16 protein-coding genes are annotated in these 17,140 nt (G+C 45.0%); 1 reads left to right on the top strand and 15 read right to left on the bottom strand.

What is annotated here, in order from left to right:
• Window positions 1-6: 6 nt before the first annotated feature.
• The 12 genes from atpA to CGC64_RS12570 all read right to left on the bottom strand — a co-directional run bounded on the left by atpA (window position 7) and on the right by CGC64_RS12570 (window position 11,817).
• Window positions 7-1,590, bottom strand: a complete 1,584-nt coding sequence (atpA, locus tag CGC64_RS12625) for a F0F1 ATP synthase subunit alpha (RefSeq protein WP_005676087.1) — start codon at window positions 1,588-1,590, stop codon at window positions 7-9.
• Window positions 1,590-2,150, bottom strand: coding sequence for a F0F1 ATP synthase subunit delta (locus tag CGC64_RS12620; protein WP_005676089.1), 561 nt, complete (start codon window positions 2,148-2,150; stop codon window positions 1,590-1,592). The genes atpA and CGC64_RS12620 overlap by 1 nt, the downstream gene beginning before the upstream one ends.
• A 5-nt stretch (window positions 2,151-2,155) precedes the next feature.
• Entirely contained in the window at window positions 2,156-2,659 is a 504-nt protein-coding gene (gene atpF / locus CGC64_RS12615; RefSeq protein WP_005676090.1) for a F0F1 ATP synthase subunit B, read from the bottom strand.
• Between the two features lie 56 nt (window positions 2,660-2,715).
• Window positions 2,716-2,973 carry an ATP synthase F0 subunit C gene (gene atpE, locus CGC64_RS12610; protein WP_004295758.1) on the bottom strand — a complete coding sequence of 86 codons (258 nt, stop codon included), beginning with the start codon at window positions 2,971-2,973 and terminating at the stop codon, window positions 2,716-2,718.
• Between the two features lie 57 nt (window positions 2,974-3,030).
• Window positions 3,031-4,164, bottom strand: coding sequence for a F0F1 ATP synthase subunit A (gene atpB, locus CGC64_RS12605; RefSeq protein ID WP_005676093.1), 1,134 nt, complete (start codon window positions 4,162-4,164; stop codon window positions 3,031-3,033).
• A complete protein-coding gene (locus CGC64_RS12600; RefSeq protein WP_005676095.1) occupies window positions 4,148-4,582 on the bottom strand; it encodes a hypothetical protein in 435 nt (144 codons plus the stop codon). The genes atpB and CGC64_RS12600 overlap by 17 nt, the downstream gene beginning before the upstream one ends.
• Window positions 4,583-4,653: 71 nt before the next feature.
• The gene (atpC, locus tag CGC64_RS12595) at window positions 4,654-4,899 is read right to left on the bottom strand and encodes an ATP synthase F1 subunit epsilon (RefSeq protein WP_005676097.1); all 246 of its coding nucleotides are present in this window, start codon (window positions 4,897-4,899) and stop codon (window positions 4,654-4,656) included.
• An 11-nt stretch (window positions 4,900-4,910) separates the two neighbouring features.
• Window positions 4,911-6,428, bottom strand: coding sequence for a F0F1 ATP synthase subunit beta (gene atpD, locus CGC64_RS12590; RefSeq protein ID WP_005676098.1), 1,518 nt, complete (start codon window positions 6,426-6,428; stop codon window positions 4,911-4,913).
• Between the two features lie 546 nt (window positions 6,429-6,974).
• Complete coding sequence (purT, locus tag CGC64_RS12585) at window positions 6,975-8,141, bottom strand: formate-dependent phosphoribosylglycinamide formyltransferase (RefSeq protein WP_005676099.1); 1,167 nt, start codon at window positions 8,139-8,141, stop codon at window positions 6,975-6,977.
• A 61-nt stretch (window positions 8,142-8,202) separates the two neighbouring features.
• Entirely contained in the window at window positions 8,203-9,516 is a 1,314-nt protein-coding gene (locus tag CGC64_RS12580) for an acyloxyacyl hydrolase (protein WP_005676100.1), read from the bottom strand.
• 36 nt (window positions 9,517-9,552) lie between these two features.
• Complete coding sequence (locus tag CGC64_RS12575) at window positions 9,553-10,176, bottom strand: chloramphenicol acetyltransferase (protein WP_005676101.1); 624 nt, start codon at window positions 10,174-10,176, stop codon at window positions 9,553-9,555.
• Between the two features lie 123 nt (window positions 10,177-10,299).
• Window positions 10,300-11,817, bottom strand: a complete 1,518-nt coding sequence (locus tag CGC64_RS12570) for a DUF4301 family protein (RefSeq protein ID WP_005676102.1) — start codon at window positions 11,815-11,817, stop codon at window positions 10,300-10,302.
• A gap of 106 nt (window positions 11,818-11,923) precedes the next feature.
• Between CGC64_RS12570 and CGC64_RS12565 the strand changes: the two genes are divergently transcribed.
• Window positions 11,924-14,140 (top strand): RelA/SpoT family protein, encoded by a 2,217-nt coding sequence (locus CGC64_RS12565; protein WP_005676103.1) that lies wholly within the window; start codon window positions 11,924-11,926, stop codon window positions 14,138-14,140.
• A 96-nt stretch (window positions 14,141-14,236) separates the two neighbouring features.
• Here CGC64_RS12565 and CGC64_RS12560 read toward each other — a convergent pair whose 3' ends face one another.
• The 3 genes from CGC64_RS12560 to CGC64_RS12550 form a co-directional block, all read right to left on the bottom strand.
• On the bottom strand, window positions 14,237-15,394 hold the full coding sequence (locus tag CGC64_RS12560) for an MFS transporter (RefSeq protein WP_005676104.1): 1,158 nt from the start codon (window positions 15,392-15,394) through the stop codon (window positions 14,237-14,239).
• An 8-nt stretch (window positions 15,395-15,402) separates the two neighbouring features.
• Window positions 15,403-16,224 carry a 3-methyl-2-oxobutanoate hydroxymethyltransferase gene (gene panB, locus CGC64_RS12555; protein ID WP_005676105.1) on the bottom strand — a complete coding sequence of 274 codons (822 nt, stop codon included), beginning with the start codon at window positions 16,222-16,224 and terminating at the stop codon, window positions 15,403-15,405.
• 184 nt (window positions 16,225-16,408) lie between these two features.
• On the bottom strand, window positions 16,409-17,056 hold the full coding sequence (locus tag CGC64_RS12550; RefSeq protein ID WP_005676106.1) for an HAD family hydrolase: 648 nt from the start codon (window positions 17,054-17,056) through the stop codon (window positions 16,409-16,411).
• Window positions 17,057-17,140 lie beyond the last annotated feature (84 nt).

The following is a 17,140-nucleotide window of genomic DNA, read 5'->3' as shown; positions in this document are numbered from 1 at the left end:
CTTGAATTACAAATATTGTTTAGCGACCATAGCAGCAGTTTCTTCAATAGCCTTAGTCACATTATCATCAATAACACCCGTTCTCAATACATCCAACACATCCTCCTGATGATTCAATTGCAGAGACTCGATGAAACTGCGTTCAAAATCCTGCACGTTGTTCAATGGCACATCACGGAGCAAACCATGTGTACCACAATAGAGGATAGCAATCTGTTGTTCCACAGGCATCGGACTGTATTGAGGCTGAATCAGCAACTGCGCATTCTTACGCCCTTTGTCAATTGTCAATGCCGTAATCGGGTCCATATCACTGCTGAACTTGGAGAATGCTTCCAATTCACGATACTGTGCCTGGTCTATCTTCAATGTTCCTGCCACTTTTTTCATCGCCTTAATCTGAGCATTACCACCTACACGGGATACAGAGATACCGACATTGATAGCCGGGCGGACACCCTGATTGAACAAGTCCGTTTCGAGGAATATCTGTCCGTCAGTGATAGAAATCACGTTCGTTGGAATATAGGCCGAAACGTCTCCTGCCTGCGTCTCAATGATAGGCAAGGCAGTCAGTGAACCACCCCCTTTCACAATACCTTTCAGGCTTTCGGGAAGGTCATTCATTTCGCGCGCCACTTCCTCCTGATTGATAATCTTAGCCGCACGTTCCAACAAGCGGGAATGCAGGTAGAAGATATCACCCGGATAAGCCTCACGTCCGGACGGACGGCGAAGGATCAATGAGACCTCACGATAGGCAACCGCCTGCTTGGAAAGGTCATCATAAACCACTAGCGCGTGACGGCCGGTATCACGGAAATATTCGCCGATAGCAGCCCCTGCAAACGGCGCGTAATACTGTAATGCAGCCGGATCGCCAGCCGTGGCAGCTACCACAACGGTATAATCCATAGCACCATACTCACGGAGCGTATTTACAATAGAAGCCACGGTAGAACCTTTTTGACCGATAGCCACATAAATACAATATACAGGATCCCCTGCCAGGAAGTTGGTACGTTGGTTGATAATCGTATCAATCGCAATGGCCGTCTTTCCTGTCTGACGGTCACCGATAATCAGCTCACGTTGTCCACGCCCAATAGGAATCATGGCATCCACAGCTTTCAGTCCTGTCTGCAACGGCTGGTTGACAGGCTGACGGAAGATTACTCCCGGCGCTTTGCGTTCCAACGGCATTTCATACAAATCACCACCAATTAAGCCTTTACCGTCGAGCGGTTCACCCAGCGGGTCAATGACACGCCCCAACATACTTTCTCCTACGCGGATAGAAGCAATATGCTTGGTACGCTTCACAATAAAGCCTTCCTTGATTCTGTCAGTCGGTCCCAACAACACAGCACCCACGTTGTCCTCTTCAAGGTTCATCACGATAGCCTTAATGCCGTTGTCAAACTCCAGTAACTCGTTAGCCTCGGCATTCCGCAGTCCATAGATACGCACCACACCATCGCTCACCTGAAGCACCGTACCGATTTCGTCAAGCTGCACATGGGTATTAATACCTTCGAGCTGTTTACGCAATATATCGGAAACCTCGCTTACTTTAATATTTTCAGACATTATACAATTCTCCTATTCTTATCAATAAACTGTTGTTTTACTCGCTTCAACTGCGTAGCAATGCTTGCATCCAGTCGATAATCATTAATATCGAAGATGAATCCGCCCTCGATAGACGGATCTACCACAGTCTCCAGTTCCATTTGCGCATGCAGGATATGCGCTGCTGCGGAGCGGATACGGTCTTCCGTCTCCTTGTCCACAGGAACAGCCGTAATCAGTTTGCCTACCCCGATATGCTTTAGTTTCCGGTAAAGATCCAGATACATCAGGCTGATAAACTGTAAATATCCCTCACGCCTGTTTCGCAGTACCAAAGTAATAAAATGGACAAACTCTCTGGTGGATTTACCGTTGCCATCGGCAGCCGTACATACCAGCGCCAATTTCTCTTTGGTTGAGATAACAGGGTTATCCAGTGCTTCGCGCAAACCCGGTTGGGCGCAAAAGCAATAAGACAGTGTGAGGAACTCTTGGTAGAGCTTGTCCTCCACTCCTTTCTCCTGTGCGTATTCAATCATCGCTTTGGCATATCGCATTGAGAGTATTCCGACTTCCATTTTCCTTAGTTCTTATTAGGGGTTAATACTTCATCCAGCATACGGTCAATCATGCCCATTTGAGCTTCTTTGTCCTGAAGACTCTTACGGAGCACTTTTTCGGCAATATCGACAGAAAGCACAGCCACCTGACGACGGATGTCGCGGATAGCTTCGTCTTTCTCCACCTGGATTTGTTGTCTCACCGCATCCAGTTCCTTCTGTGCGGCTATCTCGGCTTGCTTACGGGCCTCGTGAACAATCTTGTCACGTTCTTCCATTGCTTCCTTCAAGATGCGTCCTTGTTCCTTGTTGGCGGCAGCCACAAGCGCATCGCCCTCCTGCTTTAGTTTGGAGAGCTGTGCGTTGGCTTCTCTTGCCACCTCCAAAGACTGGTCGATATAGACTTTACGGTCTTCCACCATCCTAATGATGATAGGGAAACCGTATTTTGCCAATATCACAAACACAATCCCGAATGCGACAAACATCCAGAACAACAGGCCACTATCAGGTAATAGTAATGACATTTCTTGTAATTTAGAATGATGAATATTGATTTACAGTTTGTCGGTATTCCACCTGCTTAGAGGAAGAACACCAACAGACATACTACTACCGCCAACAAGGCTACACCTTCAATCAAGGCTGCCGCGATAATCATATTCATACGAATGTCACCTGATGCTTCCGGCTGCCGCGCAATAGCTTCCATAGCCGAACCACCAATCTTACCAATACCCAAACCTGCTCCGATTACTGCAAGACCTGCACCGATAGCTGCACCTAATTTACTTACTCCTACTGCTGCTGCAGTGGCTTGTAACAATACTGATAGTAACATAATTTTCAGTTTTAAAATGGTTTATATTTTTTATTTGCTCTCTTATCTAATTCTCTTTTATTTTTCTTCCGCCTTCACCTTCGCGCCTTCTTGTGCCAGTCCGATAAACACTGCCGAAAGCATTGTAAACACGTATGCCTGGATGAAAGCTACCAACAGTTCAAGCGCATTCATAAAGATATTGAACAGTACGGAAGCCACGGTCAGTGTGCCGTTCAGTGCGGGCCCCATACTTGCAGAGATGAAAATCAGGCAAGTAAGCACCAGCATTGCCATGTGTCCTGCCAACATATTGGCGAAAAGACGAATCATCAATGCAAACGGTTTCGTGAAGATCCCGAAAAACTCGATGAAAGGCATCATCGGCACAGGAACTTTCAGCCACCAGGGTACATCCGGCCAGAAAATATCTTTCCAATAATGTTTGGTTCCGAAAATATTAACCGCAAGGAACGTACAGATAGCCAGTACCATTGTGATCGCAATATTTCCCGTCACATTCGCCCCACCGGGAAAGAATGGGATCAATCCCATTATATTGTTGACAAAGATGAAAAAAAACGCTGTCAGCAGATATGGAGCGAATTTCCGATAATTGGGACCGACACAACTCTTGATGATATCATCGTTCACCATCATAATAAACATCTCCATGAATCCGATGAACCCTCCCGGTGCCAACGCTCCGCGAGGACGTTTTCGATACCAGTGGGCTACACTCAATACAATCACCAGCAACAGCACACTGTTGAACAGCAAAGCAAATGTCACCTTTGTGATAGAAATGTCCCACGGACGCACTTGCTCTCCGGCTGCATTATACTCTACCAGTTTACCTTCGTATTTACTTCCTTCGGGAGCGATGGAAAGCCCTTCATAACTACCCCCGTTCTCTTCAAGACGCGAAGATAGAAAAGTATGCCAACCTGTAGTGCTACTATAAACAATAATAGGTAATGGTATAGTAATGTGTGTTTTACCCCACGTCGTAATATGCCATTCGTATGAGTCACCGATATGCCCGAACACGATCTCTTTCACATCAACCGTATTCTCTTTTTCTTCTTTAGAAGTCATCTCATCCTGCATCTTCGGAGCCGCTTCTTCCTGTTCCTGTGCAAAAACAGGGAAGCCGGCTGCCAACAGACAGAGCAGCACCAACGGGGTTAATATGTTACGCAACTGTTTCATTTTTATTCTTATTTTTCTTTTTCCGTTTCAGGTTCACTTCAAACGAGAAGAAGAACCATGTTTCGTATATCAGATACAGCAAATAGAACGAGATAAACGTCAGCAAGAAAGCTTTAGCTTCTTCACGCACGGCAAGGCAATAAATCAAGACTAGAATTATCGAAAGAATCATCTTTACCATTTTTATTGCCAAATACAGCAGTAACATCTTTTGCGGAGCATGCTGCCGACACGCATCGAACATATAGATACTGAACAAACCAAACAGATAGAAATATGTCGGAATAAACGGATATCCTCCGAAATAATGTCCCGGTAGGGCAACGTGTAAAATCACTGCACCGACTCCTGCACTTAGAATTGCAAATAAAGTGTTCAAGCCGATAAAATTCCGTTTAGTTTTACTAATGTTCATCATGTCACTGTGTTTTTCTACTGTATTTTCTAAATCTCGTTTTTTCCAATTCAACTATATTTCAGGAGGTCCGCCTACGAAACGCAGGCAGAAACCGTCCCGTCACTCAATTCCACAAAACCACCCTGAATATCAAGTGTATGCTCCTCCCCGTCCAGCGTGGTATAACTTAATGTTCCCGCTTTCAATGACGAGACGATAGGCGCATGTCCCGGCAGAATGGAAAACGACCCGATCGTACCCGGCAATGTGACTATCTTCACATCTCCGTCGAATACGCTCTTTTCAGGCGACACTATACTCAAATGCAGTTCTTTCATCGCAACGTTTTTTATTTCTTCGCTTGTTCCAACAATTTCTTACCTTTCTCCATAGCTTCCTCAATCGTACCTACATTCAAGAACGCCTGTTCGGGAAGATTATCCACCTCACCATCCAGAATCATTCTAAATCCCTTGATTGTATCCTCAATGGAAACCATTACTCCCGGAACACCCGTGAACTGTTCGGCAACGGCAAACGGCTGCGAAAGGAAACGCTGCACACGGCGGGCACGGTTCACCACCGTCTTATCCTCCTCCGAAAGCTCCTCCATACCAAGAATAGAAATGATATCTTGTAATTCCTTGTTACGTTGTAGAATCTGCTTCACACGCTGCGCCGTATCATAGTGTTCCTGCCCAACGATGTGTGGATCAAGAATACGAGAAGTAGACGCCAACGGGTCCACAGCCGGATAGATTCCCAACTCCGTAATCTTACGGTCAAGTACAGTAGTCGCATCCAAGTGGCTGAAAGTAGTTGCAGGAGCCGGGTCAGTCAAGTCGTCGGCAGGCACATACACCGCCTGTACGGAAGTGATAGATCCTTTCCGGGTGGAAGTGATACGTTCTTGCATCGCACCCATTTCCGTAGCAAGAGTAGGTTGATAACCCACGGCGGAAGGCATACGCCCCAACAATGCCGAGACTTCCGAACCCGCTTGCGTGAAACGGAAGATATTGTCAATAAAGAACAAAATATCGCGTTTTTCACCTTCACTTCCGGCATCACGGAAAGATTCCGCAACCGTCAGTCCGGACAATGCCACAGAGGCACGTGCACCCGGAGGCTCGTTCATCTGGCCAAATATCAGAGATACCTGCGACTTTTCCAATTCGTTATAATCAACTTTGGAAAGGTCCCAATCCCCTTTCTCCATACTTTCTTTGAATGCTTCGCCATAGCGAATAACACCCGACTCAATCATTTCACGAAGCAAGTCGTTACCTTCACGCGTACGCTCACCTACTCCGGCAAATACAGAGAATCCATTATGTTTCTTGGCAATGTTATTGATAAGTTCCTGAATCAATACGGTTTTTCCGACTCCCGCACCACCGAACAGACCGATCTTACCACCTTTGGCATACGGTTCGAGCAAGTCGATCACCTTGATACCCGTAAAGAGTACCTCCTGCACGGTAGTTAAATCTTCGAATTTGGGAGGATCGCGGTGAATGGAATATGCACCTTTCCGGTCGAGTTCCTTCATACCGTCAATAGAATCGCCGACCACATTCATCAGTCGCCCTTTAATTTGTTCACCAATCGGCATTGTTATCGGACCTCCGGTAGGGCGCACTTTCATGCCTCTCTGAAGTCCGTCGGTACTATCCATAGCCACGGTGCGAACCGTATTTTCACCAATGTGTTGCTGTACTTCTACAATCAGTATTTTGCCGTTTGGCCTTTTTATCTCCAGTGCATCATGTATACTTGGTAACATCACTTCTGCATCTGTACCTTCAAAGTACACATCGACCACAGGGCCGATCACCTGGGATATATGTCCGATAATCTGTGACATAAGCAATCTTTTTTATATTATTCTTTTTCTTTCCTATTGAATCTTAAATAGTATGACAAGGAACGAATGCTTCGCGCTTTATCTGTTTTTACTATTATAATAACAGCTAAGTTCCACTTTTGTTCATCTATATTTTATTTCTGATAAACTATCACCTAAAGAAATAGTTATATAAACAACTGCGCAAATGTAGAAACAAATCCGTGAGATTGTTCTTTCTTTTTTAAAATTTGTCGTTCGATAACACTTGTTAGGCCAATAAAGACTACAAATAGACCAAAATAGAGTTTATAATATTACAAATAGTCAGCAAAAAGTTTCTGTTACTTATAAAATAACAACTGTATATGTTTGATTCTAATAAGTTTTCAGACTCATTGTTTATAATCAGAACATTAGCAAAAAAACAAAATAGTAGCACCGGCAACTAGTTTTGTGTTCGGACACATCCGAAGATACCTACCGATTTAAAAATAAAAGCTCCAACTCGCCGGAATTTATAAATCCGGTGAGTTGGAGCTTTTATATTAAATATCGATCGGATATTTAATATACTTCCACCTTTTCAGCTATTCTCTTTGCCTTATCGCGCAAAGCGTCCAGATCGGAGTCGAGCGGAGCATAACACAGTACCACTCCCATACGACGGTTGACGCGGGTAAACGGCTTACCGAATATACGCAGGTAAGTATCTTCCTCTTTAGTGACTTCTTCCATTCCGCGGTATTGAGGACGTTCTTGGCTGGCTATCGGAGAAAGGATAACGGCACTCGCTCCTATCCTCTCTTGCTTAATGCCCGGAATAGGAAGTCCAAGCACAGCACGCAAATGAAGTTCGAACTCATTCAAATTCTGCGTTCCTGCCAATGTCACCATACCGGTGTCATGCGGACGGGGGGAAAGTTCGGAGAAGTAAACGCCATTCTCATGGCTCAAGAAGAATTCAACTCCCCAAAGTCCGGCTCCCGTCAAAGCGCGGGTCACTTTCTCTGCCATTTCCTCCGCTTCTTTCAGGTGAGCAGGGTCAATGTGCGCAGGCTGGAAACTTTCACGGTAATCGCCTCCTTTCTGCACGTGGCCGATAGGCGGACAGAACAACGTGGGACCGTTCTTTTGAGTAACCGTCAATAGTGTTATTTCACTGTCGAACTTAATAAATTCCTCAATAATGAGCTCGCGGATATCACCACGGCTACCACTGCATCCATACTCCCAAGCGTGTTCAAGTTCGTCGGCATTTTTCACAAGTGACTGTCCTTTACCGGAAGAAGACATCAACGGTTTCACCACACAAGGGAAACCTATTTTAGCAGCGGCAGCTTTCAGTTCGTCTAATGTCTTAGCGTAAAAATATCTGGCAGTTTTCAGTCCGAGTTCTTTAGCAGCAAGATCACGAATGGCTTTACGATTCATCGTGAAGTTAACGGCACGGGCACTGGGAACCACCTGGATACCTTCCTTTTCAAAATCATACAGACGTTCCGTACGGATTGCTTCAATCTCCGGAACGATAATGTCCGGCTGATGTTTCTTAACGATACGCTCCAGTTCTTCGCCGTTCAGCATATCGAATACTTCACATTCGTCGGCTACTTGCATAGCAGGCGCTCCGGCATACGAGTCACAAGCAATAATGTGCTGACCTTTACGCTGGGCAGAAATTACAAACTCTTTTCCTAATTCCCCGGAACCGAGCAACAATATTTTCTTCATTATTTTGAGTGTTTTATGTTAATGATGCAAAATTAGTACATTTCGATGAAATATGGCTTTTTTAGTGACGTACTTTTGGATATTTATTGTGAAAACGGAAACCTAAGCCGAGCATCAGATAATTAGGGGTCTGGAAGTTCTGAAGATTATAACCGATGTGGAGGAAAGTACTGCGGGTAATTCCTATTTTCAGGGCTAATATCTGATAAAGTCCCCGCAAGTCACCACGGCCGAGCACATTGGCTCCGATGCCTACGCCGATTGTAAAATATGGCATCACATACTCTGCACGTCCCGACACGCCGAGTGATAGTTGATGCTGGATGCCCGGTTTCAGAAATTGACGTGGAGGAGGCGTGCCGTTTCCATTCGAATCGACAATATAATCTTCCATATAGGTATATACATTGGCACTACCGTCGTAAACTCCGTCGAGCGAGGCACCAACACGAAATTTATAACCGAGGTTGTACATCGGCGCGAAGTTGAATCCTGCCACCGGATAACTACCGGGCGAGGCAATCTGTCTCCCGTCTCCTATATATACCCCCTTTCGCCGCCATGAGCCGAATAATACCAGATCATAACTTATGTGACGCGGAAAGCGGGGAATAGCCGGCCGAAGCAGAGACTTTGTAAGTTCTTCTTCTGTACGGTTAAAGTTATACACCAATCCGATTTTGGCTCCGGTGGTATTTACCCCTGCATTCGGGAATTTGGTATTGCCATTAGAGAAATGAGTGAAATCACCGCCAATGATTAAGTCGAAATAACGGGAAAATGCCCAGTTCAGATAGATACCGGCATTAATATAGGCATTCATTCGCGAACCGACTGCACCATTATAGGAATTATAATCATTATCATACGGTTTCCAACCGGCGGACAGACCGAAGTTCCATTCGTAGTTGAGCGAAAGACAGGGATTAAACCGGGCAATCCGCGCCCCCTGAAACACATAAAATGAGATAGGATCTCCAAGTTGTTTTTTATCTCCGAAGGTAGTGGCGGACAAGCCGAATCCCTGATAAGCACCACCATAAATACGGTCGGCACAGGTGTTGGGACGGAATTGGAATGAATATTTCAAATGAGCGGCAAAAGAGGTCTGAATGGGTTGCCAGCGTTCGTTTTCTCCCTGCAAGAAGGGATTGGTAGGAAACACATATTGCGGACGGACTTCCACCCCCAGACGATGAATAAAGCGATGAGGAGTATGCACAGAGAGCGTATCAAATCCATACCTCGAGAAACTGCTTTGCCGGATTTCATAAATATCATCCTGCCGAACCTCCTGTGCATTCAAGGAAATCCCCGGAAAAAATAGTATTACGCAAAGAATGATGACCTCCCACTTTAATACCTTTGGTCTCATATATGGTTTGTTTAGTCTTTATAAATTGGTGCGAACCTACAAATCAAGAGATTCGATGAATTTTGCCACATGATAACCGTCCATTAACCCATGGTGACAAGTGACGGAAATAGGTAACATCAACTTCTCCCCTTCCCGAAAGTATTTTCCTGTGGATATTTTCGGTACGCTGTCACCCGAACGCATGTTCGTGGGGTGCTTCATGTCTGTAAAGGTGAGCCAGGGCACTGCCGAATAATGAATGGCATTGGGATGAAAAGTTCCTTCCTTATTCAATCCGGTAGTAGTTTGCAGTCGTTCCATTTCAGCTTTCGCTTTGAGGATAAAGGTCAGTTCATCGGGATCGTATTCAAAGGAAGCGAATGAGAATGTATGGTCGGCACGACCTACGGTAGCTTCGGGCAGGAGACTGTCATAACATACAACTTTTTCTCCTTCGATACGATAACGGAACTCTTCTACTTTGGCGGCAGCCGTGATGATACGATGCAGGAGCAAAAGGGAAAAGGAAACGCCTTTATTTTTGGCTTCCCGGTAAGCACGGGTACAGTCTACATTGACCGTTACACCGAAAAAAGGATCGTCAAAGGCACTAAAATGTTCAAAATGTTCTTTTCTGTTCCAAGTAGCAATATCAATAATCTTCTCAATCTGATTCATCTAAACACTCTTTTTATAGGTCTGTGACATATAAACGACCGCTCAATCCTAAATTATCAAGCGGTCGCTTTCTCTAATATCTATAATTGGCTGTAATTATCATCTTGTTTTTTCAACATCTGATTACTGGTGTTGCTCACGCAACAAGTCATTTACAGTCTTTACCGGATTAAAGGTAGTAAGCGGTACTTCTACGAATACCGTATTCCAGTCACTCATGGCACCATTCCATAAGCCGGGAAGCTCAAGAGCCTTCAAGTCTTTACCATTCTTCGATTTATATGAAATGAAACCGGTTGCTTTATCTACAAATCTCACTAAGTCAAACTTATGTCCTTTGTAATCACGAACAGCACAAACCAAGTCTACCGGATTGAAGTGAGTTCCCTTCTCAAACATTTCCTTTTTTGCAGGGTCATTCATGTCAATCTGAGAACTTTCGAGGATTTGCAGGGAGATTGTTCCGTCGCTATTGTATGCCAGGAACGGACCACCACCCGGTTCGCCTACGTTCTTCACCATACCGCAGACACGCATCGGACGGTTCAACTTCTGTTTCAGATAGATCACCAACTCGGCGTCTTCGAGGTTTTTCACTTCGGGATTCTTGCAGAAAAGTTGTTTTTGCAGGAACTGAAGAATTTCCATAACTTGCTCATGCGTATATTTTCCACTATCAAGCAACTCAAGATACTCGAAAGCTTTTTTCTGCAAAGTTACCAGTACACCGGCAATCAGTTTCTTATAAGTCACTGTGTCAGCTTTCAGTTTATCGGGCACTACATTGTCGATATTCTTGATAAAGATAATATCGGCGTCAAGGTCATTGAGGTTCTCGATTAGCGCACCGTGTCCTCCCGGGCGGAACAACAGTTTACCGTTATCGCGGAACGGTTGGTTGTCCATATCGGCTGCAATAGTGTCCGTGCTCGGTTTCTGCTCGGAGAAGGTGATGTAGTAATCCACTCCGTAGCGTTTCGCAAATTCTCCGGTCTTCTCTTCCACTAGTTTCTTGAATAGTTCGCGATGTTCCGTAGATACAGTGAAATGTACATTGACCTTGCCACTTTTTCCGGCAGCATACATAGCACCTTCAGCAAGATGTTCTTCGAGCGGGGTACGCGGGCCTTCGGGATATTTGTGGAATTTGAGCAGCCCTTTCGGAAGTGCGCCGTAATTCAATCCGGCCGTTTCGAGCAATGCGGCTACCACAGCTTTATAGTTGCCTTCTTCCAGTAGTCCCGGTATGTCTTTTCCGGCAGTACGCTGGCAGGCTACATTCAAATCGTCATAGAAAGCAAAATTCCTGATACCGTCAAAAAATGCCTGTTCGAACTTTGTAGTGGGCTTGTCATATTCGGCAGACAGAAACTCGAACAAGTTCTTGAACATACGACTCGCAGCACCCGAGGCAGGAACGAATTTCACAATAGTCTTATCTGTGTTCTTATATGCGTCCCAAGCAGCTAAATAAGCTTTTTGTTCTTCTGCATCGGGAGCTAAGATACCTTTCTCTATGGAAGCAGCCGCATCCAGTTTCAAAAAAGGGAAACCCGTCTGGAAGCATGCTAGTTGCTCTGCTATTTGCGCTTCCGTGATGCCTTTTTTGGCAAGCAACTCTTTGTCCTGTGTCGTTATCATACTATCTATTTTAATTAATTGATGCCCAAAAATACAAAATGTTATTTACTTCTTACCGAATAACCAAGAAAAAAAGTAATTTTACGTCGAATTAACAAGATTGAATATGGACGACTTTTTTACATCAGAGGAAAAAAAGGAGCTTTTTTCACTCTACCGGCATTTAATGCAATCCGCCGGAGACAGTATTTCCTGGAGGGATTGCCAAAAGTTAAAGAAACATCTAATCAAAGCCGCCCAATGTAACGGGTTGCAACGCAATAACTTCGGGATGAATCCCGTCATCAGAGATTTACAAACGGCTGTTATCGTAGCCGAGGAAATCGGAATGAAAGGTTCGTGCCTTATCGGAATCATGCTGCATGAAATTGTGAAAGCACATATCCTGAGCATTGAGGACGTGAACACCGAATACGGGGAAGATGTAGGCAGTATCATCAAAGGACTAGTGAAAACGAATGAACTGTACTCCAAGAGTCCGGCTATCGAATCGGAGAATTTCCGCAACCTTCTCCTGTCATTTGCCGAAGATATGCGTGTGATCCTGATTATGATTGCCGACCGTGTGAACGTAATGCGCCAGATTAAGGATACCGGAAACGAGGAAGACCGCGTCAAGGTTGCGAATGAGGCAGCATACCTATATGCTCCACTGGCACACAAGCTGGGGCTTTACAAGCTAAAGTCGGAGCTGGAAGACTTATCATTGAAGTACACCCAACGGGAAACGTATTATTATATAAAGGAGAAGCTGAACGAGACGAAAGCTTCCCGCGACAAATATATTGCCGCCTTCATCGAACCGATAAAAAAGAAGGTCGCGGAAGCCGGACTGACGTTCGACATTAAGGGACGCACCAAGTCGATACATTCTATATGGAACAAGATTCAGAAGCAGAAGACTCCGTTTGAAGGGATTTATGACTTGTTCGCTATTCGTATTATCCTGGATTCCGATCCGGAACCCGCTAAGGAAAAGCAGGAGTGCTGGCAGGTGTATTCTATTGTGACGGATATGTACCAACCGAACCCGAAGCGTCTGCGCGACTGGCTCTCGATTCCGAAAAGTAATGGTTATGAGTCGTTGCACATCACCGTCATGGGGCCGGAAGGAAAATGGGTGGAGGTACAGATCCGTACCCGCCGAATGGACGAAATCGCAGAGCGGGGTTTGGCCGCCCACTGGAGATATAAAGGTATCAAAGGCGAGACGGGACTGGACGAATGGCTGACTTCCGTCAGGGAGGCACTGGAAAACGCCGACAACGATTCGATGAAGGTTATGGACCAGTTTAAAATGGACCTTTACGAAGACGAGGTATTTGTATTTACCCCGAAAGGGGATTTATTCAAACTTGCCAAAGGAGCTACTGTACTCGATTTTGCATTTCATATTCACAGTAAGCTGGGATGCAAATGCATCGGCGCCAAAGTGAACGGCAAAAATGTACAGTTGAAACAGAAGCTTAACAGCGGCGACCAGGTGGAAATCATGACATCGAACACCCAGACACCAAAACAGGACTGGCTGAACATCGTGACGACCTCTAAAGCACGCACCAAGATACGGCAGGCACTCAAAGAAATGGTGGCACGCCAGCACGCTTTCGCTAAAGAGACGCTGGAACGAAAGTTCAAAAACCGCAAACTGGAATATGATGAAGCGACAATGATGCGCCTTATCAAGCGTCTGGGATTCAAAAATGTGACGGAGTTTTATCAGAAAATAGCGGACGGAGCGCTGGATGTCAACGAGACGCTGGATAAATATGTCGAACAGCAGAAACGGGATAACGACACGCATGATGAAATTATTTACCGTAGCGCCGAGGGTTACAATTTGCAAGCCGCACAGGAGGAATCAACATCCAAAGAGGATGTGCTTGTGATCGACCAGAACCTGAAAGGACTGGAATTTAAACTGGCAAAATGTTGTAATCCTATTTACGGAGATGATGTGTTCGGATTCGTGACAGTGAGCGGAGGTATCAAGATTCACCGGGCAGACTGTCCGAATGCTACGCAAATGCGCGAGCGTTTCGGCTACCGGATTGTGAAAGCACGTTGGGCGGGTAAGTCGGTAGGTACGCAATATCCTATTACGCTGCGTGTTGTAGGGCATGATGATATCGGTATCGTAACAAATATCACTTCTATCATTTCCAAAGAGAATGGTATCACGCTGCGTTCTATCGGGATTGATTCCAACGACGGGTTGTTCTCCGGAACGTTGACTGTCATGGTAGGTGACACCGGACATCTGGAAGCTCTTATCAAGAAGCTACGGACGGTAAAGGGAGTAAAACAAGTAAGCCGGAATTAAGAACCGAATCTATATAAAAATAGTGACGCTATCCGCAAGTAATAGCGTCACTATTTTTATATCATAGCGTCATAATGCCGTAGGGATAATGACGCCTTATCTCACTTTCTTTTTGATATAATATGGATACGTTATCAGCACAAAGAACAATAAGGCGACCGAAGCAACGATTTGTCCTATGTAAAACATTTGATCGGTATCCGTATCCATATAGCACGCAACAGCAATTCCAAGTGTAATGCCGACTTCACCAGCCAGCAGATGAGTTGTATTGGCTGTACCCCGTTGACAATGGTGAGACAGTTTTACGAACATCACCAGAAATTCCGGCATTATCAGTCCTAATCCCAATCCCAGCAGAACGGAAGAAATACCGCTAGAATAACCTGCTTTCAACAGGCAGATTGCCAGTATCTCCAATCCGAGTCCCATAATCACCAACCTCAGCGTTTTCTCTTTCAGGATAAACAAGCGAGCGATAACCAGGGAAGCCAGATAGCCCATTCCCACTCCGGCGAAAAAGGGCATAGATACACCCGTATCTCCCAGTACGATATCGTTGAGGGAAGGATGTACAAGCGGAATCAGTAACCCCGGTATAAACGTTATCAGGATCAGGTTTATGGCAGGAACCCACCCGCGAAGCAGCAGAAAGCGGTCGAATGAATACAGCTTAGTGACAAACGGTGCACGAAAGGGAACATAAACACCGGCTACTGTCAGAATCCCCAAAGCACCAGTGGTAACGGATACCGTTAGCAAAGTCTTAAATGCATAGTGTTGGTCGAACCAGACGCCGAGGATAATTCCGAGAATCATTCCCAGTCGTGCTATCCATGAAAAACTGACGTTTCCGGCACTACGAAGCGTAGAGTTCGTAATGTCAATGGCTAGCGTAATTCCTGCGGTAGTAGCGATACCGAATGCCAGTCCCTGCACGGTGCTCAGCAGGATAAGTTCCGTAATGTTCGTCACAAAAGCATAACCTACCGTTGCCGCTACCATAAGGGCAAAAGAAAACAGGCATACATTCTTACGTTTGTATGCATCTACCAGATAGGCATGGAAAGGACCGATAAGGAACATTCCCAGCGTGAAAAAGAGAAAGATAACCCCTGTCTCCGTCACCGGCAATCCGAGACGTTCCGACATTTCAATGGGAAGCACCGGAAACAACACGTACAAGGATATAAACAACAGCAAATTAGCTACACATATCCGCATAAAATGTACTGTCCACAATTTAACTGCCATATATTATCTTAATATTGTTCCTTCTCGTTGGGGAAGTAGCAATTCTTCACGTCGGATACGTAACGACTGATCGCGTCGGTCATTACCGTGTATAAATCGGCATAACGGCGAAGGAAACGCGGACGGAATCCGTTGTTCATCCCAAGCATATCCTGAATAACCAATACCTGACCGTCTACATGACCACCGGCACCAATACCGATAATAGGGATTGTCAGTTCGGCAGCTACACGTTCGGCAAGAGTAGCGGGAATCTTTTCGAGAACAATGGCGAAGCAACCCGCTTCTTCAAGCAGATGAGCGTCACGAATCAGTTTGTCCGCTTCAGCATCGTCCTTGGCACGCACAGTATAGGTTCCGTATTTATTGATTGACTGCGGCATTAGTCCCAAGTGTCCCATGACCGGAATGCCTGCACTGATAATACGTTTCACCGTGTCGATGATTTCTTCTCCACCTTCCAGTTTCAATGCGTCTGCATGGCTTTCTTTCATAATACGGATAGCAGAAGCAAGGCCTTCCATTTCATTTCCCTGATAGGAACCGAAAGGCATATCGACTACCACCATAGCACGTTTTACTCCGCGAACCACGGATTTAGCATGATAAATCATCTGGTCGAGAGTGATAGGCAATGTAGTCACATTACCCGCCATTACATTAGAAGCAGAGTCGCCTACAAGGATTACATCCATTCCCGCACCGTCTACAATTTGTGCCATAGTGTAATCATACGCAGTAAGCATAGATATTTTTTCGCCTCTCTGTTTCATTTCAACCAGGCGATGAGTAGTCACTTTTCTTGTATCATCTGATATATAACCAGCCATGTCTTTTAAATTTTAAATTAAAAACTAAAGTACCATAATAGCGTCGGATGCTATCAAAAATTGTGGCAAAGTTATAACATTTAATTCATAACTGGGAAAGAAAAACAAGAAATCCTTTCAATCGTTCTCTAAAATTGCCTTGCAACGATTGAAAGGATAAACTGAAATATTGTAGGAAATAGCGTTAACGTTGCATCGTAAGCAATTTTTCGTAGGTCATTTCCGCAAAGTCATCTATTATATAGTGTGCTTTTCCGGTAATGGCCTTTCGTGTGTTAGTAGTGGCGAGACCGATAACGGTAGCACCGGATGTCATTCCGGCTTGCAACCCGTGGAAAGAGTCTTCAAATACGTAGGTGTTTTCGGGAGTCGCACTGAATACTTCCATACCCAACAGGAAACAATCGGGAGCAGGCTTGGAATGGGCGAACATCTCGCCGGTCAGAATTCGGTCTACCATTCCTTTAAATTCGGGGTGAGCGTTATAAACATTCTGCATCTTATCTTCATTGGAACTGGTCACCACCGCTATCTTTGCACCATGACGGCGAAGGTCAGCGATAAAAGCTTCTACACCGGGAATATATTCGTAGGACATCGCTTTCTCAAAGAGATTGAGGCGGGCGGTTATTTCTTCCTGAGCTTCCAGTTTGTCCGAGAAATATTTCTCATAGATTTGTGTCAATGTTTGCCCTTTAATACAGCGGCCGAAGTCTTCTTCCCCTAGGTACTTATGCCCTTGCTCGTTCCAAAAGACAGTATACTGGGTTTCGGTGTCCATAATCACACCGTCAAAATCGAATAATACTGCAATTATTTTTGTTGTATCCATAGCTAAACTTTCTTTTTACCTTAAACGTTAAACCTTGTGTATTGACTTGTGCAAAGTTCCGAATAATCATCGAATCAGGCAAAT

It is taken from the genome of Bacteroides caccae (assembly GCF_002222615.2).
Lineage (GTDB): Bacteria > Bacteroidota > Bacteroidia > Bacteroidales > Bacteroidaceae > Bacteroides > Bacteroides caccae.
The sequence above is the reverse complement of the archived record's forward strand: the minus strand, read 5'-3'. Positions and strand labels throughout refer to the sequence as shown.